Source organism: Tenacibaculum litopenaei, from assembly GCF_964514025.1.
Lineage (GTDB): Bacteria > Bacteroidota > Bacteroidia > Flavobacteriales > Flavobacteriaceae > Polaribacter > Polaribacter litopenaei.
The window spans coordinates 350,466-375,754 of sequence record NZ_CAZEQT010000009.1 but is presented as its reverse complement, the minus strand read 5'-3'; the positions used below and the strand labels follow the sequence as shown (position 1 = coordinate 375,754).

19 protein-coding genes and 1 tRNA gene are annotated in these 25,289 nt (G+C 40.7%); 11 read left to right on the top strand and 9 right to left on the bottom strand.

Annotated features, from left to right (window positions below; translation table 11 throughout):
- Nucleotides 1–5: 5 nt before the first annotated feature.
- The 7 genes from ACKTS5_RS19925 (at nucleotide 6) to ACKTS5_RS19895 (ending at nucleotide 9,526) form a co-directional block, all read left to right on the top strand.
- Nucleotides 6–1,082, top strand: coding sequence for an efflux RND transporter periplasmic adaptor subunit (locus tag ACKTS5_RS19925; RefSeq protein ID WP_408045646.1), 1,077 nt, complete (start codon nucleotides 6–8; stop codon nucleotides 1,080–1,082).
- 20 nt (nucleotides 1,083–1,102) lie between these two features.
- Nucleotides 1,103–4,348: an efflux RND transporter permease subunit gene (locus ACKTS5_RS19920; RefSeq protein WP_408045645.1), complete on the top strand. Its 3,246-nt coding sequence runs from the start codon at nucleotides 1,103–1,105 to the stop codon at nucleotides 4,346–4,348.
- A 3-nt stretch (nucleotides 4,349–4,351) separates the two neighbouring features.
- A complete protein-coding gene (locus tag ACKTS5_RS19915; protein ID WP_408045644.1) occupies nucleotides 4,352–5,773 on the top strand; it encodes a TolC family protein in 1,422 nt (473 codons plus the stop codon).
- 43 nt (nucleotides 5,774–5,816) lie between these two features.
- On the top strand, nucleotides 5,817–6,257 hold the full coding sequence (locus ACKTS5_RS19910; protein ID WP_408045643.1) for a TerB family tellurite resistance protein: 441 nt from the start codon (nucleotides 5,817–5,819) through the stop codon (nucleotides 6,255–6,257).
- 193 nt (nucleotides 6,258–6,450) lie between these two features.
- Entirely contained in the window at nucleotides 6,451–8,730 is a 2,280-nt protein-coding gene (gene katG, locus ACKTS5_RS19905; protein WP_408045642.1) for a catalase/peroxidase HPI, read from the top strand.
- Between the two features lie 89 nt (nucleotides 8,731–8,819).
- Nucleotides 8,820–8,893: transfer RNA gene (locus tag ACKTS5_RS19900), tRNA-Ala, on the top strand.
- A gap of 156 nt (nucleotides 8,894–9,049) precedes the next feature.
- The gene (locus ACKTS5_RS19895) at nucleotides 9,050–9,526 is read left to right on the top strand and encodes a hypothetical protein (RefSeq protein ID WP_408045641.1); all 477 of its coding nucleotides are present in this window, start codon (nucleotides 9,050–9,052) and stop codon (nucleotides 9,524–9,526) included.
- A gap of 93 nt (nucleotides 9,527–9,619) precedes the next feature.
- Here the strand turns inward: ACKTS5_RS19895 and ACKTS5_RS19890 are convergent, their stop codons facing one another.
- The 6 genes from ACKTS5_RS19890 to ACKTS5_RS19865 all read right to left on the bottom strand — a co-directional run bounded on the left by ACKTS5_RS19890 (nucleotide 9,620) and on the right by ACKTS5_RS19865 (nucleotide 15,715).
- On the bottom strand, nucleotides 9,620–10,036 hold the full coding sequence (locus ACKTS5_RS19890; RefSeq protein WP_408045640.1) for a c-type cytochrome: 417 nt from the start codon (nucleotides 10,034–10,036) through the stop codon (nucleotides 9,620–9,622).
- Nucleotides 10,037–10,038: 2 nt separating this feature from the next.
- The gene (locus ACKTS5_RS19885) at nucleotides 10,039–11,145 is read right to left on the bottom strand and encodes an NTP transferase domain-containing protein (protein WP_408045639.1); all 1,107 of its coding nucleotides are present in this window, start codon (nucleotides 11,143–11,145) and stop codon (nucleotides 10,039–10,041) included.
- Complete coding sequence (moaC, locus tag ACKTS5_RS19880) at nucleotides 11,126–11,614, bottom strand: cyclic pyranopterin monophosphate synthase MoaC (RefSeq protein WP_408045638.1); 489 nt, start codon at nucleotides 11,612–11,614, stop codon at nucleotides 11,126–11,128. Before moaC ends, ACKTS5_RS19885 begins: the two co-directional genes overlap by 20 nt.
- 50 nt (nucleotides 11,615–11,664) lie before the next feature.
- Nucleotides 11,665–12,864, bottom strand: coding sequence for a molybdopterin molybdotransferase MoeA (locus ACKTS5_RS19875; RefSeq protein WP_408045637.1), 1,200 nt, complete (start codon nucleotides 12,862–12,864; stop codon nucleotides 11,665–11,667).
- Between the two features lie 14 nt (nucleotides 12,865–12,878).
- On the bottom strand, nucleotides 12,879–13,871 hold the full coding sequence (gene moaA, locus ACKTS5_RS19870; RefSeq protein ID WP_408045636.1) for a GTP 3',8-cyclase MoaA: 993 nt from the start codon (nucleotides 13,869–13,871) through the stop codon (nucleotides 12,879–12,881).
- A gap of 71 nt (nucleotides 13,872–13,942) precedes the next feature.
- Complete coding sequence (locus ACKTS5_RS19865) at nucleotides 13,943–15,715, bottom strand: MutS-related protein (RefSeq protein ID WP_408045635.1); 1,773 nt, start codon at nucleotides 15,713–15,715, stop codon at nucleotides 13,943–13,945.
- Between the two features lie 69 nt (nucleotides 15,716–15,784).
- Between ACKTS5_RS19865 and uvrC the strand changes: the two genes are divergently transcribed.
- Nucleotides 15,785–17,575 carry an excinuclease ABC subunit UvrC gene (gene uvrC, locus ACKTS5_RS19860; protein ID WP_408045634.1) on the top strand — a complete coding sequence of 597 codons (1,791 nt, stop codon included), beginning with the start codon at nucleotides 15,785–15,787 and terminating at the stop codon, nucleotides 17,573–17,575.
- Between the two features lie 3 nt (nucleotides 17,576–17,578).
- Entirely contained in the window at nucleotides 17,579–19,780 is a 2,202-nt protein-coding gene (locus ACKTS5_RS19855; RefSeq protein ID WP_408045633.1) for a patatin-like phospholipase family protein, read from the top strand.
- Here the strand turns inward: ACKTS5_RS19855 and ACKTS5_RS19850 are convergent.
- Together ACKTS5_RS19850 and ACKTS5_RS19845 are read right to left on the bottom strand one after the other, a co-directional pair.
- Nucleotides 19,777–20,817 carry a sensor histidine kinase gene (locus tag ACKTS5_RS19850; RefSeq protein ID WP_408045632.1) on the bottom strand — a complete coding sequence of 347 codons (1,041 nt, stop codon included), beginning with the start codon at nucleotides 20,815–20,817 and terminating at the stop codon, nucleotides 19,777–19,779. The genes ACKTS5_RS19855 and ACKTS5_RS19850 overlap by 4 nt on opposite strands.
- Nucleotides 20,818–20,911: 94 nt before the next feature.
- Nucleotides 20,912–21,610 carry a response regulator transcription factor gene (locus ACKTS5_RS19845; RefSeq protein ID WP_408045631.1) on the bottom strand — a complete coding sequence of 233 codons (699 nt, stop codon included), beginning with the start codon at nucleotides 21,608–21,610 and terminating at the stop codon, nucleotides 20,912–20,914.
- 202 nt (nucleotides 21,611–21,812) lie between these two features.
- Here ACKTS5_RS19845 and ACKTS5_RS19840 point away from each other — a divergent pair, with 202 nt between their 5' ends.
- Both ACKTS5_RS19840 and ACKTS5_RS19835 read left to right on the top strand, forming a co-directional pair.
- Entirely contained in the window at nucleotides 21,813–23,972 is a 2,160-nt protein-coding gene (locus tag ACKTS5_RS19840; protein ID WP_408045630.1) for a T9SS type A sorting domain-containing protein, read from the top strand.
- Nucleotides 23,973–24,065: 93 nt separating this feature from the next.
- Entirely contained in the window at nucleotides 24,066–24,839 is a 774-nt protein-coding gene (locus tag ACKTS5_RS19835) for a ribonuclease H-like domain-containing protein (protein ID WP_408045629.1), read from the top strand.
- Between the two features lie 54 nt (nucleotides 24,840–24,893).
- On the opposite strand, the gene ACKTS5_RS19830 is transcribed toward ACKTS5_RS19835, so the two are convergent.
- Nucleotides 24,894–25,289 carry a hypothetical protein gene (locus tag ACKTS5_RS19830; RefSeq protein ID WP_408045628.1) on the bottom strand — a complete coding sequence of 132 codons (396 nt, stop codon included), beginning with the start codon at nucleotides 25,287–25,289 and terminating at the stop codon, nucleotides 24,894–24,896.

The window sequence follows — 25,289 nt, the reverse complement described above, 5'->3', positions numbered from 1 at the left end:
GAACAATGAAACACTTAGCATTGTTGCTGGTTGCTTGCGTCTTGTGCGTACGCTGCAATCAACATGAGAAAAAAAAGCACGAACATTCAAAACACCTAGTTACCAACCCGATACTTAAAGATACTGCGATTACAAAAGATTACGTTTGTCAAATTCACGCCATTAGGCATATAGAAATTAGAGCACTAGAAAAAGGATACTTACAAAGCGTTTTTGTAGACGAAGGACAAAAATTACGCAAGGGGCAACCCATGTTTAAAATCATGCCTAGCGTATACCAAGCAGAAGTAGGGAGGGCCAAAGCCGAGGCTTCTATTGCAGATATCGAACTTAAAAACACGCAACTGTTGGCCGACAGTGACGTCGTTTCTCCCAATGAGCTGGCATTGTCAAAAGCTAAATTTAGCAAAGCAAAAGCCGTTTTGAATTTGGCAAAAACACATTTGAAATTCACGGATATTTACGCGCCTTTTCCCGGAATTATGAACCGATTGGAAGCGCGTAAAGGAAGCTTGTTAGACGAAGGTGAATTGCTGACAACGCTATCTGATAATAGTAAAATGTGGGTGTATTTCAATGTTCCAGAAGCCGAGTATCTCGATTTTATGAACTCCGATCAAAGAGAACGACAACGCAACGTATCCTTGCTCATGGCCAACAATCAAGTATTTGATCAGGAAGGGGTGGTAAAAACCATAGAGGGAGAGTTTAACAACGAAACTGGAAACATCGCTTTTAGAGCTACTTTTCCGAATCCAAAAGGCTTGTTGAGACACGGAGAAACCGGAAGTATCTTGATGAAGATTCCCCTGAATAATGCCTTGCTTATTCCGCAGAAAGCCACCTTTGAAGTACTCGATAAAACCTATGTGTTTGTAGTGAGCAAAGAGGGGACAGTACATCAAAAAGAAGTACAGATTGGCGCCGAGTTGCCACATCTTTTTGTCGTATCTAAAGGACTGACAACAACCGATCGCATTTTGCTAGACGGCCTTCGCCTCGTGCGCGATGGACAAAAAATAGAACAGCAGTATACCGCACCAGCTAAGGTGCTTACGTCACTGGATTTATACGCTGAGTAATCACCTTAAAACGAAAGAACATGTTTAGTAAATTCATTAAACGTCCCGTATTGGCAATTGTAATTTCAATTGTAACGGTGTTTACAGGATTGTTGTCGATTAATAAATTGTCCATTGCACAGTTTCCTCAGATAGCCCCGACAACCGTAAATATATTTATAGCCTATCCAGGAGCAAGTGCTGATGTATTGGTAAAATCGACCTTGATTCCTCTAGAAACTGCCATCAATGGTGTACAAGGAATGCGCTATATCGCTTCCGATGCTACCTCAGCAGGTGAAGGAACGCTGCGCGTAATCTTTGAACCAGGTACGGATCCTAACCAAGCCGTGGTTCGCGTGAAAACCAGAGTGGATCGCGTGATGCCCCTATTGCCAACTTTAGTGCAACGTGAAGGTGTAATTATTACGCCTATTCAACCGAGTATGCTCATGTATGTAAATCTCTTTAGCGAAAACAAGAGCAACGATGAGAAATTCCTGTATAATTATGCCTATACAAAGTTAGTACCCGAATTACAACGTATTAAAGGAATTGCAAGGGCTAAAATTCTGGGAAGTAGAAAATACGCCATGCGCGTTTGGCTAAAACCCGACAGAATGAGAGCTTACAACATCGCTGCTGAAGAAGTGTTGGAAGCCATGCAGGAGCAGAGTATCATTGCGCGCCCCGGTCGACTGGGACGAAGTTCCGGGAAAACAGCACAGTCTTTAGAGTATGTACTGACCTATGAAGGTCGTTATAAAGAGGCCAAGCAGTATGAAGATATTATTATCAAGGCCAACGAAGAAGGGGAACTCGTTAAGCTCAAAGACATCGCCGATGTGGAGTTGGGAAGTGAATTTTTTGATATCTATTCTAACTTAGACGGCAAGCCTTCTGCTTCGTTGGTGTTAAAGCAAACCTTTGGTAGTAATGCAAGTGAGGTTATCGATGCGGTCAAAGATAAACTGCAAGAATTAAAAGGAGATTTCCCACCGGGTATCGATTACAAAATTAGTTATGATGTGTCGAACTTTCTCGATGCTTCCATAGAGCAGGTAATTCACACCCTACGAGATGCTTTTGTACTGGTTGCCATTGTAGTATTCTTGTTTTTGGGGGACTTACGATCGACTTTAATTCCTATTATAGCAGTGCCTGTGTCTTTGATTGGTGCCTTTTTTGTCATGCAGTTTTTTGGACTGTCAATCAATTTAATTACACTCTTTGCACTGGTGTTAGCCATCGGAATTGTGGTCGACGATGCCATTGTGGTGGTCGAGGCTGTCCATGCTAAAATGGAAACAACAGGACTGTCTCCTTATGAGTCCGTAAAACAGGTAGTAGGTGAAATAGGTGGAGCCATTATCGCCATTACCTTAGTCATGGTATCCGTGTTTATCCCCATTTCATTTATGACAGGTCCGGTAGGAGTTTTTTACCGTCAATTCTCTATTACGATGGCAGGAGCCATTATTATTTCGGCGGTAGTTGCCCTTACCTTAACCCCGGTGCTTTGCGCCATGATTTTAAAAAACAACCACGGAAAGCCACGACGTAAATCACTTGTAAATCGCTTTATTGATGCGTTCAATTCAAAATTTGAAAAGCTTACAGGACGTTATGTTACCTTCCTAAACCACATAGTTAATAGAAGAACAGTGACCTTTGGTATACTCATTGCTTTTTGTATCGGAATTTACACGACCAATAAGGTATTACCAGCTGGGTTTATTCCGAATGAAGACCAAGGAACGATTTATGCGATTATTCAAACACCGCCTGGAGCTACCTTGGAACGCACCAATGCAGTAGCTAAAAAGTTACAAGACCTCTGCGAAGAATTGGACGATGTCGCTTCAGTTTCTTCTCTGGCGGGGTATGAGATTATGACCGAAGGAAGAGGTTCGAATGCCGGGACCTGTTTGATTAATTTAAAACCTTGGTCGCAGCGAAAACACAGTGTTCACGAGGTTATGGAAACTTTGGAAGAGGAGAGTAAGAACCTAGGAGCTATTATTGAATTTTTTGAACCTCCCGCAGTACCTGGATTTGGTTCTTCTGGTGGATTTTCAATGCGTTTGTTAGATAAGACAGACGAAACGGATTACCACGAGTTTGAGAAGATAAACAACGAATTTATGGAGGCGCTGGGACAACGTAAGGAGCTTACTGGACTCTTTACTTTTTTCGCAGCCAATTATCCGCAATACAAGCTGGAAATTAATAATAAGGTGGCGATGCAAAAGGGAGTTTCTATCGGAAAAGCCATGGAAAACCTCAACATACTGATAGGGAGTACCTATGAGCAAGGTTTTATCCGTTTTGGACGCTTTTTTAAAGTGTATACCCAAGCGGCACCTGAATACCGCAGATTGCCATCAGATTTAGGCAAGCTCTTTGTAAAAAATGAACTGGGTAAAATGGTTCCGTATTCTTCTTTTATGAAAATTAAAAAGGACTTAGGCCCCAATGAAATTACTCGTTACAACCTGTATAATTCGGCAGCTATTCGCGGGCTACCAGCTCCTGGATATACTAGTGGTGATGCAATACAAGCAATCAAAGAGGTCGCGGCTGAAAAACTGCCCAGAGGTTATGATATTGCTTGGGAAGGGCTGTCGTATGACGAAGCCCAAAGAGGTAGTGAATCGCTGTACATCTTTGCAGTCGTACTCATTTTTGTGTATTTGGTATTGGCGGCTCAATACGAGAGTTTTTTACTACCGCTAGCGGTAATTTTATCCTTACCTGTCGGAATTTTCGGATCCATGTTATTACTGAAACTAATGGGCTTGGCCAATGATGTATACGCTCAAATTGGTTTGATCATGCTCGTCGGATTGCTCGGTAAAAATGCGGTGTTAATCGTTGAATTTGCCGTCCAGCGACGAAGGGAAGGAGCGACCGTAGTCGCCGCTGCGATAGAAGGGGCAAAAATGAGATTTCGCCCTATACTCATGACGTCATTTGCTTTTATTGCCGGATTGATCCCCTTGGTAATTGCTTCTGGAGCAGGAGCCGTAGGAAACCGAACCATAGGTGGTTCAGCCATGGGGGGAATGCTAGTAGGAACCTTTATTGGAGTACTCATCATTCCAGGTTTATATGTAATATTTGGTAAGCTAGCCGAGGGTCGAGGACTCATCAAAGACGAATCTTCAGAACCCATTTCGGAAGAGTTTATGAGAGCTTCAGAAGAGCTGACAAGTACGCAACGTCAATTGAAACAACTCCGTGAATTGTTGGCGAAATTCATCGGTAAAAAACCTCAAAGTAAGTAGATTATGAAAAGAGTAGTGATACGATTATTGGTGGCTTCTATCGCGTTCATCGGAGCTTGTACTCCTGTAAAAAAAGTGAGAGAAGTACGAAGAGAAATGCCGGCGTCCTACGCGGTTCAACAGCAAGACAGTCTGAATTCAGCCAGTATTCCCTGGACTGATTTTTTTGACGATCCCCATTTAAAAGGATTGATAACAGAGGCACTTTCGAACAATCAAGAGCTCAATGTCCTTTGGCAGCGTATATCCATTGCGAAAAATGAAATCAAGGCGCGCAAAGGAGAATACTTGCCTTTTGTAGGGTACCGTGCTGGAGCAGAACTCGAAAAATCGAGCCGATACACTCGAAATGGAGCTGTAGAAGAACAGCTAGAGTTGGAAGGGAAACCATTTCCCGACCCCTTAGGAAACTTGGGGCTTGGACTTGAGGCGAGCTGGGAATTGGATATTTGGAAAAAATTGCGTTCCGCTAAAAAGGCTGCGGTCATGGAGTACTTAGCCACCGTGGAAGGAAGGAATTTTATGATGACACAGCTGGTAGCGGAAATAGCCGAGAATTATTTTGAATTAGTTGCTTTAGACACCAAATTGGAGATTATCAATCAAAACTTACGAATTCAAGGGGCAGCACTTGAGGTTGTTCGTCTGCAAAAGAAGGCAGCGAGAGCCACGAATTTGGCCGTGAAGCGATTTGAAGCGGAAGTACTGAAAAACAAAAGTGAAAAATACGATTTGAAACAGCGTATTGTTGAGGTAGAGAATGCTTTAAACTTTTTGATAGGGCGCAAGCAACAAGTGATTTCTAGAAATACTGATGACTTTTTAAGGAGGAAGTTGCTTCCGGTACACGCGGGCCTACCGGCGAGTTTGTTGAGCAACAGACCTGATGTTCGCAAGGCAGAATACGAATTGGCTGCAGCAAAGCTCAATGTCAAAGTTGCCAGAGCACGTTTTTATCCGAGTTTAGGGTTGAAAGCAGGCGTGGGGCTGCAGGCTTTCAATTCTCAATTTTTGACGCAAACACCAGGAGCACTGGTATATCGATTAGGAGCAGACTTGGTGGGGCCATTAATAAACAGAAATGCTATTAAGGCAGCTTATAGTTCTGCATCTTCCGAACAATTAGCACGTGTCTTTGACTATGAAAAAACACTGCTAAAAGCCTTTTTGGAAGTCGAAAACCAGCTGGCAAAGGTGGAGAATTTAGCGCAGAGTTATCAACTTCAAAGCAAACAGGTACTAGCCTTGACCCAATCGATAGGAATTGCTAATAAATTGTACCAATCAGCGCGCGCTGATTATATGGAAGTACTGCTCACGCAACGAGACGCCTTGGAATCAAAAATGGCGCTGGTTGAAACTAAAAAAGAACAGTTCGTAGCCAGAGTTTCGGTATACAAAGCTCTGGGAGGTGGATGGAAGTAATGGCCATTGAATATAAAATGATGTTTAACTAAAATTTGCAATCATGTCAGTATCAGATTTATTTGAATCACAGGCGCAAAAGAAAAATGTACTACACTTTGCGATACTCGTGAAAATGGCCTTGGTTGACGGGGCTATCAATATCACGGAACGAGAGATGTTAGTGAAGTTTGCGAGAAAACTGAGCATAGCTGAAGATCAGGTAGCGTATATTTTGGAGCATATCGATGCTTATCCGTTACCCAGTGTAGCATTTAAGTTAGAGCGTTTAGAGTATTTGTACGAGTTGTTTCAAATGATTTACAGCGACCATGATATGGATCGTGAGGAAGAAGCGGCAGTGTTTAAGTACGCTATAGGACTTGGGTTTACCGAAGAGGAAGCAGCGAAAGTTATTGCCTGCTCTATCCGAGTTTTTGGAAAAAAAATACGCTTTGACGAATACTTGTTACTACAAGAAAAGGGATTGAAAGAAAACAATTGATTTTTATTTGTTTTTGGTGGTTGAAGGTGCAGAGAGGTCTAAGGATGTCCTTAGGACTCTCTCACCTTCTTTTGAGATCCTTGAAGAGAAGAACCAAAATCACTTATTTTGAAATAAGAATTATCTATTATTAAAACACAAACTATAATAATTCTATATTTAGTTTTGTGGTAAATCAATTAAAAGTTTACCAATGAAAAAAACGATTCTTCTAGCAGCAGTAACAGCGTTAGCGGTTTCCTGTTCTTCGGGTCATGATGGTGATCAGAAGGAAAAAGGAGCATGTCCTTTCGGTTTCGATAAGGGACATCAAAAAGAACAAGCCACACGTGGGCAAAAAAATAAGGATTGGTGGCCTAACAAACTCAATTTAGAGGTGTTGGCTCAAAATTCGAATCTGGTAAATCCATTGCAAAAGAACTTTTCTTATAAAGAAGCCTTTGCTAGCTTGGATTATCAGCAGTTGAAAAAAGATTTAACAAAAGTGATGACAACTTCTCAAGATTGGTGGCCTGCCGATTACGGACATTATGGCCCTTTGTTTATCAGAATGTCATGGCACAGTGCAGGTACTTATAGAACAGGAGATGGTAGAGGAGGAACTCGAATGGGGCTGCAGCGTTTTGCACCACAGAATAGCTGGCCCGATAATGGTAATTTGGACAAAGCGAGAAGACTGTTATGGCCAATTAAACAAAAGTACGGACAGAAAATTTCGTGGGCCGATTTAATGATTTTGGCAGGAAACGTCGCTATTGAATCTATGGGCTTACAAACTATAGGGTTTGCTGGAGGTAGAGAAGATGTATGGGTACCACAAGAAGACGTGTATTGGGGATCGGAAAAAGGTTGGTTAGAGAGTAGGCGTTTGAATGAGAAAGGAGAATTGGATTTAGAGGTTGAAAATCCGTTAGCAGCAGTGCAAATGGGATTGATATACGTAAATCCAGAAGGACCGAATGGAAATCCAGACCCTGTTGCTTCGGCAAAAAATATTCGTATTTCTTTTGGAAGAATGGGAATGAATGATGAGGAAACAGTAGCGTTAATTGCCGGTGGACATACCTTTGGTAAAACCCATGGCGCAGGACCTGCAGACAAGGTTGGAGCTTCACCAGAAGCAGCTGGTATAGAAGAACAAGGACTGGGATGGAAAAGCTCGTACAAGTCAGGTAAAGGAAAGGATGCAATTACTTCAGGATTGGAAGTAATATGGACCCCGACACCTACGCGATGGAGTCACGCATTTTTGAATACTTTATTTGATAACGAATGGGAATTGACCAAAAGTCCTGCTGGAGCTCATCAGTGGGTAGCAAAAGATGTAGGAGAGGTATTCCCTGATGCTTTTGATAAAAATAAACGACACCGTCCAACCATGTTGACTTCTGATTTGGCACTGAAGTTTGATCCGGCCTATAAAAAAGTATGTGAGAAATTTTTAAACGAACCTTTGGCTTTTGATAAAGCCTTTGCTAGAGCTTGGTTTAAGTTAACGCACAGAGATATGGGACCTAAAACAACCTATTTGGGGCCTGAAGTACCGAAAGAAGATTTTATTTGGCAAGACCCTATTCCGGTGGCTACTCACAAGAGTATTGATAAAGCTGCGGTAGTACAGTTAAAGAAAGCCTTGCTAAATGCTGGAATTCCTGCCAATCAAATGATCGAAACAGCGTGGGCATCAGCAGCGTCGTATCGAGGATCTGATAGAAGAGGAGGAGCCAATGGAGCGAGAATTCAGTTAGCACCTCAAGTAGATTGGGAAAGCAATAACCCAGCGCAATTGAAAAAGGTATTAGCAGCCTATAAAACGGTACAAGAGAAGTTTAATGCGAATAATGCGAATACGCCTGTATCGATGGCCGATTTGATTGTTCTCGGAGGAACGGCGGCTGTTGAGGCAGCAATAAAAAAAGGAGGCTATGATGTAGCAGTCGGCTTTACACCGGGCCGTATGGATGCCTTGCAATCGCAAACCGATGTTGCTTCATTTGCAGTGCTTGAACCTATGGCCGATGGGTTTAGAAATTATCAAAAAAAGAAGTACACCCTAACTACCGAAGAGTTATTGGTAGACAAAGCCCAATTACTGGGATTGACAGCACCAGAAATGACTGTGTTGGTAGGAGGATTACGCGTATTAGATGCCAATTATAAGCAAGCTAAAGAAGGGGTGTTAACCGAGACTCCAGGAGTATTGTCGAACGACTTTTTTGTGAACTTGTTAGACATGGCAACCTATTGGGAGCCTAAAGATGAGGAAGGTGTCGTATTTATCGGAAAAGATAGAGAGACGAAAAAAGAAAGATGGACAGCCACAAGAGCGGATTTAATTTTCGGTTCAAATTCAGAGCTGCGCGCCATTGCTGAGGTGTATGCAAGTAGTGATGCAAAACAAAAATTTGCGGAAGACTTTGCCAAAGCATGGGAGAAAGTAATGAACCTTGACCGATTTGACATAAAACAGTAGTAGTAGTTTAATGGTAACCACCTGTACTTGGAAAATTATAGCCAGTATAGGTGGTTTTTTTATTACAAATTGTATATTTGTCTCACACTGGGGATGTAGCTCAGTTGGCTAGAGTGTTTGACTGGCAGTCAAAAGGTCGCGGGTTCGAGCCCCGCCTTCTCCACAAAAGAACCCCGAAATTTTTCGGGGTTTTGTTTTTTATAAATACTGTTGCCGTTGAAGTAGTGTGAACATGAATTATTCCGGGGCTTAGACTTTGCAGGTATCTCCGGGAAGTTACCGAGCACGTCGCTGCGTAGGCAATGAACAAACCATTAAAATGACAATTACGAAGGTTAATATTAAGAGTCCACATCTAGCTGTATTTTACGTGTTATTTCTGTGTTTAGCCATAGGGATGTTGGGATATTATTTTAAAACGGATAGAGTAGATATTCTCTATGTTTCAGGAGGATTATTTTTGTTTGTAGGTCTCTTGATTTTTATTGGGACGTCGACTAAAATTCGCATTGAAAGGAAGGGAATTACACAGCGTACCCTGATGAAAGATTGCGGATTGCAATGGCACGAAATTAAAACCATAGGTGTGTACCGTATTAATAAATTTGGCCTGAAGGTTATGCAACCAGAAGAGTACGATACTTTTAGTTTGCTAGGACAAAAGTTTATTTACGTATCCAATCAACCGGAGTATGTTCCTAAGCAAAACGAAGCAGCTTCAGAAGCCTATGTAAGTTTCCATTGGAGAAAAGAAGCATGGGATGAAATTCAGAAGTACAAAACTAAAATGCAATAGCGATTAAAAGAGTTACTTCTTTGTAAAGCAGGAAGTCGCTACGAAAAATAAAAAAAACCGAAGAAATTCGGTTTTTTTTGGTATTAATCGTGCTTAATCTTTTAGAAAATCAAGGAGATTTTTGATGTTTTGTTGGGTAAGATCTTTAAATTGATGCTTGTAATTGAAGGTATTGGTACCTGCATTTATTTGTAAGGCAAGTGGATGCTGCTGTCGCAATAAGGAATCTTCAGCCCTAATAAATGCTCCGAAAATATCAGGAGGCATTTGGAGATTTCCCAAGGCAGGGCCGATGAGTTTTTTTGATACCTTATGGCAACTTGCACAAAGTGCTTTAAAAAGTTTTTTCCCTTCTTTTGTTTTAGGATTTTCTAAGGTACTATCAATGAATTCAGTGCCGCAGGTGGCCACTGAACTTGTTTCCGACGGCATAAAAGAATACAGCACCATAAAAATCAAGGTGGCGAATACTACAGAGTACGATATTAGTATTTTGGTCTTGATAGACATGTTTATCTTAAGGCTTGTTTTGCTCGCTCGTATTCTTCGGGAGTGTTGATATTTTGGATGTATTTTTCATCTACAGTTACGAGAGCAACGTCGGCATTGATGAGCATTTTTCGAGGACAGGAGTACCCTTGTGCTAGGTATTGTAACAATTTTCCGTAAGCTTTGGGTTCGTAAATACAAATAAGAGGCTCTGGAAAAGGTTTGTCAGTTCCAATAATCGCGGTTGCCACCTTACTCGGATCCCTCTTTTCCAATAGTAATTGAATGAGCTCTTTATTTACAAAAGGCAAATCACTCGCGATTACCAACCACGCGGTATTGGGATTTTTCTGAAAAGCGGAACAGATGCCTCCAAACGGTCCTAGATTTAAAAAGGTGTCATGAATTTCATCATAAGCATTGCGATTGCTTTGAACTGAATAAAAGCTGGTTAAATTACAGGCTTCTAAGAGTTCTTTAGCGTATTCTTTTTGAGGTTTCCCGTGGTAGTCTAATACTGTTTTATCGGTCCCCATTCGCGTACTTTTTCCGCCGCTCAACACCAGTCCTTGAATGGGAGCAATGGCTCCTTTAATGAGGCGTTCTATATGGTTTGTGATGCCTTCGATATCTTCAAGTGCATAGCAGGTACTATTTTTTATAGTTGGAAATCGTTCTACTAAACAATCAAAGTATTCAGATTCGTCATCTAATTTAATAACGAACTCAATGTTTGTAAATTGGTCTAATCGCTTTTGTATAGAGGCTTCTTTGTTTTTGTCAAGGATGATGATTTGCTTTGCCGCTGGATAGTGATTTCCGTTTACAAAGACCAAGTCGTGATGGTAAAATTGCAGGCGTTGTTCGTAGTGGTTAATGGTACTTCGCGTAGTAAGGGTTAGGTTACCTTCGTGGTGAAATGTATATTCACTCAAGCTATTCGGAGTGACTTCCTTTGCGTGAGAAGCATCGAAATACCCCAAGTTGTATTGAGAAAGTCGTCGACTTACCTCATAAACTAAATCGGCGATGATGCCGCATTTGGTTCCTACTATAGCTAATTCGTTAGGTGCGTATTGATCGTTGTCTTTACGTGTAAGGTTGGTGTGTTTAGTGTGCTTTTTCTCCATAGTGATAATCGGATTTTCCTCCCGTTTTTTTCAGTAGTTTAATTTCTTCTATGCGCTGTTCATGGCTCAGTGCCTTGCACATGTCATAAATGGTAAGACAACAAGTAGAGGCTCCTGTAAGAGCTTCCATTTCAACTCCTGTTTTACCTTCGATACTCACGGTACACAGCACGCGAATACGCGTGGTACTGATGATGTCGATGTCGATGTCGACCCCGCTAATTAACAGGGGATGACACATAGGAATAAGCTCAGAAGTTTTCTTGACTGCTTGAATTCCTGCGATGATAGCAGTTTGAAAAACGGGACCTTTTTTCGTGGTTAATTCGTCGTTTTCAAAATGCTGAATAATCGATGTTCCTAAATACATGGTCGCCTGTGCTGTTGCACTTCGTTTCGTGATGTTTTTTTCCGAAACGTTGACCATTTTAGGATGATTTTTATCGTTGATATGTGAAAAACTACTCAAAATATTGTGGTTTTAGCTGTGTTTTAAAGCCAAGTATATGGCGTTGTTTTCTAGTACATTGTTCGGTATCCTACATAGGTATGGACGCTGCCTTTGGCATAGGTTGTGCCTTCCTTTTTAGGCAAGCAAATAAATCCGTCTGCTTGAACCAAACTCGCCAAGTCTCCTGAACCATTTCCTTTTACTGGAGTGGCGAATAATTGTCCATTTTCAACATGGGTAACTACTTGTAAGAAATACGTTAACGCCGGTTTAAAGTGGACCTCTTCGGTGAGAATTGCACTGATTTCAGGTACCGTAATACCTGTAGTTTGATAGTACCATGGCGTAAAATACATCATGCAGTTTACATAGGTAGATACCGGGTTTCCGGGGAAAGCAAAAATACGACACTGTTTGTAGGTTCCCATCCAAAAAGGTTTTCCTGGGCGTTGACTTACGCGGTGGAAGAGTTTTTGGACACCGAGCTCGTCAAAAACTTCAGGGAGGTAATCGAACTTACCTTTGCTCACTGCTCCACTGCACAAAATAGCATCGTACGCTTGTAAGTACTGTTTCATACTTGCTGTGATCTGAGCTTTTTCATCGTTTAAATGGATGAGAGTTACGGGAATCCTATGTGCTTCTAAAAGGGCTGCAAGGCTGTGAACATTACTCTTGCGTATTTGATGCGGTAGGGGTTGTTCTGAAATATTGACCAATTCATCACCGGTAGAAACAATTAAAACTTTAGGGAGTTTAGCTACTGTCACTACTGCTTTTCCTACAGTTGCCAACACGCCGATTTCTGCGGCTGTAATTCGCGTTTCTTTTGCGATCAGTAGACTGTCTTTTTCGGTGTCTGATCCTTGGGTATGTACGTTTTGTCCTTCTTTAATTTCTGTGAGGTTTACACTGGCCATCAGTGTTTGAATATCGAGATCTTCATAGCGAATAACGGTATCTGTATTTGCAGGTAAACAGGCACCAGTCATGACTTCATAGCAGTTTGCTGCGTTCTCTAAAGTTTGTTGAGCTGCTCCTGCGGCTTGTATACCTTCAATCTTAAAATCTCGTACCCCGTATTGAAAAAAACGGTAATTGATGGCTATTCCATCCATAGCAACGCGATTAAAGGGAGGAAAATCTCTATCGGCATAGATGTCTTCCTTTAAAATCCGTCCCAATGCTTGCGCTAAGGGAATGCATTCGGTACCGAAATCGCCGGGGTGTTGTAAAATGAGTTCTTTGGCTTCTGCTACGGTTATCATATTCGTTTGGTATATTAACCTCCAATGGTTGACATGCTTTCCGAAACGGAACCTCGTTTTCTGTTTTGTTCCGCTTCGAAACCGTTTTTTGGTTTCTGTTTTACCAATTGGAGAAACAATTGTTTTAAGTCATCGTTGCTAGCTCCCTCCCGTATAAAATCGCGAATATTAAAAACGCCATCATCGAACAAACAGTTCTTTAAGAGTCCGGTAGAGGTGAGACGTATGCGATTACAGTCATTGCAAATAGTTCTGGTAAAGGCAGGAATAATTCCAACAGTACCCAAATGATTTGCAGCGCGGTAATTTCTGGAGGTTTCCGAAGGAGCCCCCGGTAGTTTTGTCAGTGAAAATTCTGAGGAAATTTCATTTAAAATACGTTGGAAGTTCCAAGCTTCTTCCAAACTACGCTGTCCTTTACCGTTAAACGGCATTTCTTCAATAAAGCGAACGGCAATGGCTTTGTCACGCGTTAGGCGCACAAAATCGTTGATTTCATCCGTATTAAACCCGGATTGTACTACCACGTTGAGCTTGAGGTCAAGAGAGCTTTGCTCGAGCAGTTCGAAACTTTCAAAAACTTCCTTGTAAACATCGCGTCGGGTGATGGTATGGAACTTTTCTGATTGAAGGCTGTCAATACTGAGGTTGATACTTTTGATTTTTGACAGTTTTTCGAGCGTAGGAATGTGTTTTGCTATGAGTGCACCGTTGGTGGTAATATTGATGGTTTCTAAGAGGTCGTTAAACGACAGCATCTCCAAGAACTGAACAAAATCTTTTCTTACAAAAGGTTCTCCACCCGTTAAACGTACTTTTTGAACGCCGAGTTCAGTAAGTACGCGGATAATGCGGTACATTTCTTTATACGTCAACAGTTCCTTTCTCGGAACGATGTCGATTCCTTTTGCAGGCATGCAATACTGACAGCGCAAATTACAGCGGTCTGTAACTGCCAAGCGCACGTAATTTATTTGTCTACCAAAGTTATCAACGAGTTTCTGCATAAGACAAAGGTACGGATTTCGTACTGCTTCCGATACAGGAAAATGAAATTAAGGAGCCTAAACGAGTAGTCCTAAACGATTTCCATTTTTTTGAGTAAAAACGAAGCATTCATATTTTTACAAATTCCGGTTTTCATAGTATAGTCAAAACTCAATTCGTCCCCAGTAATCGTAGCTTCAAAAAAGTAATTGTGGATGCTCGGAACTTCCGTTGCGAGTTCACACAGGCTAACGTCGTGGGTAGCGATGATTCCCGTTGAATTAGAACGACTCAGCTTGTGAACGAACTGCTTTGAACCTTGTGCTTTATCAAAGCTATTGGTACCTTTTAAAATCTCATCGAGAATAATAAAATAACGATCTGTTTTAATGGTATCTACGATAAATTTAAGTCGCTTGAGTTCAGAGTAAAAGTACGATTCATCTTCTGCGAGCGAGTCGGCCGTTCGCATGCTGGTAATGAGTTTGATAGGACGGTATTTAAACGAGTTCGCACAAACAGGTAAACCGCAATTGGCGCTGACTATAGCCAGTGCTACGGTGCGTAAAAAGGTGCTTTTTCCCGCCATGTTTGCTCCAGTTACAATAAAGAAATCGGCTGTCTGTATTCCGAAATCATTGGCTACACGGACCGTTGGCTTCAGTAAGGGGTGAGCCAAAGAGGAGGCTTCAATTCCCGCATCGTGAGATTGTAACTCTGGGGTACAAAATTCAGGGTGGTTGTATTGGTAATTCGCCAGAGAATTGTAAGCGTCAAAAAACTGTACCGCTTCAAACCAAGAGGCTACTTGAATTTGATAATGTTGCAGCCATTGTTCAGCTTTGTAAGCTTGTTTCCAGTCCCATAAAAACAGCCCATTCCCAACAAGAGCAACAATGATATTATTGCGTTGATCAAAGGCGTCGAGTATTTTTGAGAATTGCTTGATAATTGCCGAGGCTTTGCGTTGTTCACTTTCAATAGCACGTTGTTTTGCGACGAGTAAAGAAGCTTCAAACTGTTGATTTTCGATCTCTTCGAGTAGCAGTTGGTACTGCTTAAACAAATCTTTCGCCGCGCTCGCTTGGGTGTAAATGGCTTGTGTTTTTTTTAGTTGGGTAACACTGATGGCAAGGCCACTGATTAGCAGGGCTACTAGCACTCCTATGGGGAGTATACCGAATGCTGTGAGTACTAGGGTAACTACTGAAATACCACCAAAAACTAAAGGTACAAAAGCACTGTATTTGGGCAAGTCACTACGGTAGTTTTTAATCCATTCTATAAGAGCATCGGTGGTCTTGTCAGAATTTACAGTACTGGCTTTGGCAGAAAAATCTTGACGCCATATAGCTTTTGCTGCCAATTCTTTTACAGCAGCTTGTTTATTGGCGATTTCAGTGATGTCATTACTTGTAAGCAAGGTTGCTAAATGTTGTTTACCATCGCGGGTAACCGTCCTGTTCACGTATTGGAAAAAAGATCCTTGTCCAAACAAATCAATGTCGTGACTGAAGGAATGTGAAGGATTGGAAAATTCTTTACCGGTGCTTGTGAGCACCGAAGTATCTCCATTGAGCACAGCCAGTTCTCGCAGGTTGTAGTCACGCTTGAAATTCAGGATTTTTAAGCGGTGCTTGAACTTTTGAAATTGGACGACGAGTACCGTAAAAACAGCGAGTCCGCAAGCACCAGAGCTCACGAGGATATACGGTTGAGAAAAATAGAAATACATACAAGCAGCAACACTTAAAAAGACAAGTAAGCGCCCTATGCGAAGGCTATTTAATGTTTTTTTTGTTTTCTCGAGTTCTTTATCTAAGAGGGATACCTGATTGGTATAAAAATTGATTGGACTAGTCATGCTATATTTTGAACGGATAAAAGTAAGCTATTAGCTGCATATTTTTTTATAAAATCGTATTTTCGTAGTATGCCAACAGCATTAGAATTACAAGTAAAAACACTCCCAAATCAGCCAGGAGTATATCAGTATTTTGACAAAAATGATACCATAATTTATGTAGGGAAGGCGAAGAATTTAAAAAAGCGCGTTTCCTCTTATTTTACCAAGAATCACGAACACGGTAAAACCCGAATTTTGGTACGAAAAATTGTGCGCATAGAACACATCGTGGTCGATACCGAGACGGATGCCTTGCTGTTGGAAAATAACTTGATAAAGAAGTACCAACCTAGGTACAATGTACTCTTAAAAGACGATAAGTCATATCCGTGGATATGCATAAAAAAAGAGCGATTTCCGAGGGTGTTTTCTACGCGAAGAGTCGTAAAAGACGGTTCGGAATACTTTGGTCCCTATACCAATGTAAAAACCGTTACAGCGCTTCTTGAACTCATCAAAGAGCTCTACAGCTTACGCACTTGTAATTACGATTTACACGAAACAAAAATCCAAGCAGACAAGTACAAAGTATGCTTAGAATATCACTTGGGAAATTGTAAAGGCCCTTGCGAAGGCATGCAAACAGAAGAAAATTACCAACGTGATATCAAAGCAATACGAAATATCATTCGCGGAAATTTTAAAGACAGTTTGGCGTATTTTAATCAGGTGATGATGGATTACGCCGCTGAAATGAAGTTTGAAGAGGCCCAAAAGATCAAGGAAAAGTTAGGGGCACTTCAAAACTATCAGGCGAAATCAACCATTGTAAATCCATCGATCAACAATGTGGATGTTTTTTCGATTATTTCGGACGAGCAACACGCCTATGTCAACTTTTTTAAAGTGATGAACGGGGCTATAGTTCAGTCGTATACCACAGAAATTAAAAAGAAGCTCGACGAGACAGATAAGGAAATCTTAGAGCTTTTTATTTTTGAAACACGACAGCGTTTTACTTCCCTTTCGCGGGAGGTGTACGTGCCTTTTGAGGTGGATTTAGGAGAAAAAATAAAAGTGATAGTTCCTAAATTGGGAGATAAAAAACGCATTGTTGACCTCTCAATACGGAATGCTAAATACTACCGTCAAGAGCAGTTTAAGCAGGTGAAAATTGTAGATCCTGAGCGTCATGTAAAGCGCATTATGGCACAGATGCAAAAAGATTTGCGTTTGCGAGTTGAACCGAGGCATATCGAGTGTTTTGACAACTCCAATATTCAAGGGACCAATCCCGTTGCTGCCTGTGTTGTTTTTAAAGACGGTAAACCCAGTAAAAAGGACTACCGCCATTTTAACATAAAAACCGTGGAAGGTCCAGATGATTTTGCATCGATGGAAGAAGTGGTGTACAGGCGTTATAAACGTTTGTTGGACGAAGACAAACCCCTGCCTCAGCTCATCGTGATCGATGGGGGTAAAGGACAGTTATCGTCGGCATTGAAAAGTTTGGATGCCCTGGGGTTACGCGGTAAAATTGCCATTATTGGTATTGCCAAACGCTTGGAAGAAATTTACTATCCCGGTGATAGTATTCCCCTGTACTTAGACAAAAAATCAGAATCGCTAAAAATTATTCAATTTTTGAGAAATGAGGCGCACCGCTTTGGAATTACATTCCACAGGAACAAGCGAAGCAAGAGCGCTATTCAATCAGAATTGGAACAAATACCGGATATCGGTAAACAAAGTATTACAAACCTGTTGCGAAAATTTAAATCGGCAAAACGGGTGAAAAGTGCTAGTTTAGAAGAATTAAAGGAAGTTGTAGGGCATGCAAGAGCCCAAAAAGTATATCAGTTTTACCACAAAGATTAACCTATGAAAAAGCTACTATTACTACTACTGTTAAGCACTGGGATTTTTGCCCAAGAAAAACCCCGCATCGGATTGGTGTTGAGCGGAGGTGGAGCTAAAGGATTTGCCCATGTCGGCGTTTTAAAAGAACTGGAAAAAGCCGGAGTGCAAGTTGACTATATCGGTGGTACCAGCATGGGAGCCATAGTAGGTGGACTCTACGCCGCGGGATATTCGGCGAGTCAAATTGAAAAGGTAATTGATGAGGCCGATTTTATGTCCTTGTTACAAGATAAGGTTACCCGTGATGCTAAGCCGTTTTTTAGGAAACAATACGGAGAAAAATACGCCATTACGCTGCCCATAAAAAAAGGAGGCGTAGGTTTGCCTTTGGGCCTCTCCAAAGGACAAAACGTACTTAACTTTTTGACAGAACTCCTCTCACCAGTAGACGAAATAGAAGATTTTTCTAAGCTTCCCATACCTTTTTATTGCATTGCCACAGATATAGAAGCCGGAAAACAGGTAGTATTAGAAAAGGGATCATTGCCCTTGGCGCTCCGAGCCAGTGGGGCCTTCCCATCATTACTTAATCCTGTAGAAATAGACGGACGTCTGTTAGTAGATGGAGGTGTGGTTAACAATTACCCCGTCGATATCATGCGTACCAAACCCGTTGATTTGGTTATTGGAGTCAACGTTCAAGGGCAGTTGCTAAAAAGAGACGAGTTGTCGTCTGTGGCGTCCTTGCTGCTGCAAATCATCAATTTCCAAATGTATAAGAAAGCAGATGAGCAGGTTAAATTACTCGACATTTCGCTCAAGCCTAATATTTTGGAATACAGCGTAATTTCTTTTGATAGAAAAGGAGAAATTCTGAAAGAGGGTATTCGGGCAGCAAAACCTTACCACGCGGTGTTTGACAGTATTGCTAAACTACAAAAGCGAAAGAAACGCATTTTGACACAGCCCAACAACAATGCTAAATTTTTGGTTGACAGAATTATTATCAATGGAAACAAAAACTACACGGACAATTACGTTTTAGGAAAGCTACAATTGCGTGAAGGAGACAGTGTGTCGTACAAAGATGTTTCAAAAAAAATCAGTTCGTTAACAGCTACTAATAATTTTGAACGCATTGATTATCACTTCCAAAAGTCATTTCAGGGTAAAAAACTAGTACTTACTGTAAAAGAAGATAAAATTAAATCGTATTTGCGTTTTGGACTGCATTACGACCTGTTGTACAAATCGGCGGTATTGCTAAACTACCACGATAAAAAAGTGCTGCGTCAGAACGACGAATTCAATTTTGATGTCGGTATCGGTGACCGTATACGTTACGAACTCAATTACTTTGTCGATAATGGTTTGCTGCCGAGTTATGGGGTTACCTCGCGATACAATTCATTTAAAGGTTCTTTTTTCTTCGATGAAGATGTGAACATCAATTCTATAAATTTGAGGTATTTAGACTTTACCAATGCCTTGTATTTACAAACGACTATTGATAAGAAATTTGCCTTTGGTGTGGGGGTTGAAAACAAGCGAATCAAAATCACTTCTGATACCTTTTTAACCAACGGAGAGGAAACTATTTTTGACAATAGTAATTATATCAACCTGTATAGTTTTTTAAAGTTAGACTCTTATGATCACGCCTATTATCCTACGCGAGGTGTCCATGCAGACATCGGGTTCAAATGGTATGTATGGTCTGACCGAAATCGAAAAATGGCACAATTTCCGCAAGGAAGCGATGGCTACAGTCAGTTTTCTCAAATTTCTGGAAGCATAGGTGTGGCGACCACATTTTTTGACCGATTGACTTTTCAATATACCTCTTCAGCGGGCTATACTTTGGGGAACTTATCCAATGAATTATTTGATTTCCGTTTGGGAGGCTATAACAAAAACTTCATCAATAATTTCGTGTCTTTTTACGGATATGATACGGGCATGCTCAACGATCAGTCGTACTTAAAGTCAGAATTTGCGTTTAGGTACCGCGTAATACCCAATCATTTTGCGAGTTTTATAGCCAACTATGCGCGTGTAGAAAACGATATTTTCGCTGGAGGAAAACTCTTTGACAATACCAAATCGGGGTATGCGATTGGTTATGGCGTAGATACCTTTATCGGGCCGATAGAAATTAAATATTCCTGGTCACCAGACCACGATGAACAGTATTGGTTATTCAACTTAGGTTTTTGGTTTTAAACGGCTTTTTCTAGGGTAAATGAGAACTCAGAACCTTCTCCGAATTTACTTTTGAGCAGGATGGTTTCTCCGTGTGCTTCGATGATGTGTTTCACGATAGAGAGTCCTAATCCTGAACCTCCTTGTTCGCGTGATCTACTTTGATCAACGCGGTAAAAGCGCTCGAAAAGTCGTGAAAGGTGTTCCTGTTTAATTCCCTCTCCATTATCGGTAACCTTGATGATGAATTTTCTGGAATTGTAATTTTCGATACTCACTGTAGTAATACCGCCTACTTTACCGTATTTGATAGAGTTTACAACGAGGTTAATGAGTACTTGTTCTATGCGTTCCATATCACCTTTTACGAAAAAGGGAAATTCATAAACGCGATCAAAAAGCAACTTGATTCCGCGTTTTTTTGCCTTCATCTCGAACAAATCAAACACGTTTTGGATAAGTTCTAAAATATTAAAGGTTTCGATATTCATTTTCATACCCTCTGTTTCTAGTTTGGCAATCATGTCCAAATCTTTGATAATTGAGGTCAAACGTTCGACTCCTTTATTGGCGCGTTCTAGGTATTTTGTACGAATTTCTTCATCGTCAGCCGCTCCTTCCATAAGCGTTAGAATATACCCTTGTACTGTGAATAATGGAGTTTTTAACTCGTGGGCAACATTCCCAAGAAAATCGCGTCTAAAAGAATCTCTTTGCGTCAAATGCGCAATTTCTTCACTCTTCCCCTCCACGTATTCCTGCACGGTTTTAGTCAATGCTTCTACATCGGTAGTAACTTTTTTTCGTTTGAGATCATTGACATCTAAAATAGAAATGTTCTCGTAGAGTTTTTTAATTCGCTGATAAATAAAATGTTCGGCGCGGTATTGAATGACAAAAAATGAAATGACAAATAGCAGGAGCCCAAAAATAACCACCGTCACAAATCCTAAGTATTTAAATAACAATAAATAAGACAGAACGGCAAAGGTAATTGACAGTATGGTCAAGTAAAGGGCTGAAGACAGCGCGTATTTGTAGGTTTTTTTAATTTTCACGAGTAAGAAATTTTACTTTTGCTGTGTAAATAATAAAAGTAGATTGCGGTAAGGCAATCTACTTAGTGTATGGTATTTTTTTAAGTTTTGGGGCTTATTTGTCTGCGTTTTCCAGTACAAATTTATACCCAACACCTTTTACAGTTTTAAAATAATCGTCTCCAATTTTTTCTCGGAGCTTTCTGATGTGAACGTCGATGGTACGACCTCCCACCACAACTTCATTACCCCAAACACTGTCTAAAATTACTTCGCGTTTAAAAACTTTTCCAGGTTTAGAGGTCAGCAATGAAAACAATTCGAATTCCTTTCTAGGTAAAGAAATCTTATTCTCTCCCTTGAAAACTACGTATTCATCGCGGTTGATAACAATATCACCAATCTTTGTCGTAGCGTCTGCTTGTTCTTCCGTTTTAAGCCTGCGGAGTAGTGATTTTACCTTACTTACTAGTACCTTAGGTTTTACGGGTTTGGTGATGTAGTCGTCAGCACCAGCGTCAAATCCGGCTACCTGTGAATAATCTTCTCCTCGTGCCGTTAAAAAGGAAATAATCACATCTTCTAACGATTTGATTCCCCTAATTTTTTCGCAAGCTTCAATACCATCCATCTCTGGCATCATGATGTCTAACAGAATTAAATGAGGACTTACTTTCTTCGCGGTTTTCACTGCTTCAGCACCGTTATTTGCTGTAAAAACTTGATATCCTTCAGATTTCAGGTTGTAACCAACTATTTCTAAAATATCTGGCTCATCGTCTACCAACAAAATCTTAATATCACTAGTATTCATACGTGTTTTTTTAGGTAATAATACCCAAAAGTAACGATAAAATAACAATTTGACTGCATCGTGCTTTAACTTAACGTTGATTTAATGTTACTGAAACTTCTACGAGTCCTAGCCTTTATTTTTCAGGTACTTAACGTTAAGTTAATATACAATGCGCTGCGGTTTTATAATTTTGTTCGACAAAAATTAAACCTACAAGCAAATGAAAAAAAATTACTTTTTTGTATTATTATTAATCCTTTGCCAAGCAACTTTTGGCCAGGCTACTGATTTGTACATTAGTATGTACGCTGAAGGGAGTAGTAATAACAAGTTTATCGAAATTTACAATGGAACGGGAGCGAATGTGGACTTATCGAAGTACAAAGTTCGCGGATCTAACAATGGAGGAGATTGGAAAGCCGAAAGAGATGTGGCTTTGACAGGAACTTTAAACGCCGGAGCCGTATACGTGATTGCAACAGATGCAGCCGATGCGACTATTTTAGCGAAAGCAGATTTAAAATTAGCCTATGAAAGTCCTGTTCACTATAATGGAGATGATGCTATAGGTTTGTTTAAAGACAACGGTTCAGGAGCCTTTACCTTAATCGATGTGGTAGGAGTTCCTACTACTGACCCAGGAACAGCTTGGGAGGTAGCAGGTGTTGCCAATGCAACCAAAGACCATACCTTAACGCGTAAAGCAACGGTGTGTAAGCCGAACGCAGATTGGGCAGCCTCTGCAGGAACCAATGCAGGAGATTCTGAATGGATAGTAACGGCTAAAGATTCAGAGTGGGGAAGTTTAGGAAGCTTTAACGGATGTTCTTCAACACCTTCGTTAAGCATTTCTTCACCTACCGAAAATCAAGTAGTACCTTATGCAGCTACCGTAACGGTGAAGTTTAACGTAACCAATTTTAACGTGGCTACCGGTGGTACTGGAGATGGATATATCAAATGGAAATTGAATGACGTAGCACAAGCAGCAAAATACGATACCAATGACATCAGTATTAATGTAACTGCTGGAACGAGTTATAAGGTTTATATGGAGTTGGTAGACAACAGCGGAAATCCTTTAGCTACAGCGGTGAATGTGACCAGAAATTTCACGGTAAATAAACCTTGTGATTTAGTTATTGGAGCTATCGAAACGACCTGTGATGCACTTACAGCAGGTACCGATACTTTCAGCGGATCAATTGCCTTTACTGGTGGAAATACAGGGGTTACTTATACGATTAAAGCACAAGTAGGCGGTTCAGATGTTGGAACCATCGGAGGTGACAACCCGAGCACTGTGGCTTCTGGTAAAATCACATTTACCGGATTAACGGAAGGGACAGACGTAAAAGTAACCATCGTTGGGGATGCTACGAGTAGCTGTGATTTTTCGAGAACTTTATACAGTCCTACCTGTACAGCATTTCCAATTGTAGAAACGTTTGATTACGCTGCCGACAGTAAATTAACAGATGCAGCTTTATGGCAAACAACGTCAACTTCAACGGACAAAGTAAAAGTAGTAGCGGCCACTTTAGGAAATCCTTACCAAGCAGCAGAGTTCCCAAATCCAACAGGAAACATGGTGAGTTTTGACGGAGCTGGAGCTGATCCATACCTAGAGTTTTACCAACAAAAGGCAGGTACTGTATATGTGTCATTTGTATTTACAGCTGCAGATATCACGAAATTGACCAATGCAAACGGCGGTTATTTTGCTGTTTTAGCAGAGCCAGGAGGATCGTATAAAGGTAGAATTTGGTTAAAGCAAGATGCTACCGATGCTACCAAGTATAAAATCGGAATGAGCACAGGAAGCAGCAGCGCGAGCTATACAAGTACTTTACACACTCCAAACGAAGAAGTGTTTTTAGTAGTTGGATTTGATTTTACGAGCAAAGAATTGTTGTTGTGGGAAAACCCAGCACCGGCTTCTTTTGCAGCAGCCTCAGCACCAGCAGCTACGTTAAAGGCAACAGCTACAGGAAACGATATTCCAAGTAGTTTAGGACGTTTCTTATTGCGTCAAGATTCAACCAGTGAAACACCGAGTATTTTATTCGATGAGTTGAGAATTGCAACTTCTTGGAAAGACGTGACTCCAAAAGGAGCAACAGCCTCGATAGATAAAAATAGCATCGCCGGATTTGCTGCCTATCCAAACCCAGTTTTGGATAAAGAGTTTGCGTTGACAACAGCGTCAAGCGAAGCAAAGAAGGTAGAAGTATTTACAGTTTTAGGAAGCAAAGTTCACACCGAAGTGGTAAAAGGATTGACAAACCGTATAGATCTTCACGGATTGAATGCCGGTATTTATTTATTAAAAGTTACCGAAGGAACTAAAACAGCGACTAAGAAATTAGTAGTAAAATAAAAGAACTGCCCGTCAGTTACACCAAAGAGAGTCATTAAAAAATGGCTCTCTTTTTTTGTGCTAAGAAATGCTACATTACCTAAAAAAGACCAAATGGGTAAGAAAAAGTTGGGGCTGAATTCCCCGTTTACACGGCGTTCGGAGAGGTCGAGTTGTCTGCGGACTTTGAGTACATTGCTATTTATTGATATTGAAACTGTACCTCGCTTTGAACACTGGAATGAGGTACCTGAAGCGGAGCGACAGTTGTTCGAAAAAAAGACCGCCTATCTGCGCAAAGACGTATTGCCAGAAATTTACTACGAACGCGCTGGTATTTGGGCAGAGTTCGGAAAGGTGATTTGTATTTCTACAGGCTTTTTTACAAGCCTAGAACCGACTCGAAAATTCTGTATGAAGTCATTTTATCACCGCGATGAACATCAATTATTAAAGGCTTTTAAAAGGTATTTGTACAAGGAGTTTAACTGTAATACCTTGTTGTTTTGCGCTCACAACGGTAAAGAATTTGATTTTCCGTATTTGGCAAGACGCATGCTAATCCATAATATCATTCTGCCAAAGGCATTGGAATTTTTTGGTAAAAAACCTTGGGAGATCCATCATATAGATACTTTGGAACTCTGGAAATTTGGTGATTTTAAACATTATACTTCCTTGGCGCTATTGAGCTATATTTTAGGAATTCCTTCGCCAAAAACAGCTATGGAAGGCAGCGATGTTGCAAGGGTGTATTATCGAGATAAAGACCTTCGAAGAATTGTGAGGTATTGCGAACTAGATATGCTAACGGTAGCTCAAGTGTACTTGCGATTGAACGACCTGCCTTTATTGCAAGTGGCAGAATTACAAGGGCAGTTTGGCTGAGGGTATAAAAACACCTCCAAGTAGCAGTATTGCTTTGGAGGCGTTATATTTGAACTAATTTACAGGTACTACCTTTTCCTCGTACAGATCTTGTCCGTTTGAATCTTTCCCTTTCCAAAACTTAAATACATAAGATTGGCGCTGAGTCACCTGAATTGGAACAATCAATTCGCGTTCAAATACTTGTTCTATACATGCCGATTCCAAATCTTCAAGAGCTCTGATAGCAATGATGCGTGCAGTATCTTGATATTGGTAATACAAACTGTGGTAGCTATGACAGCTATTGGGCAATGAATATTTTATTTTTATCGTATCGACAGTTCTATACGTGAAACTACTGGGAGTCTCAAACGAGTCGATAGGCAGGTATTTAGCAGCCAAGTTTTTATTGTCTAAACAGCTGGTTAAAAAGCTAAATATCAAGCCTAGTAAAAGTATTTTTTTCAT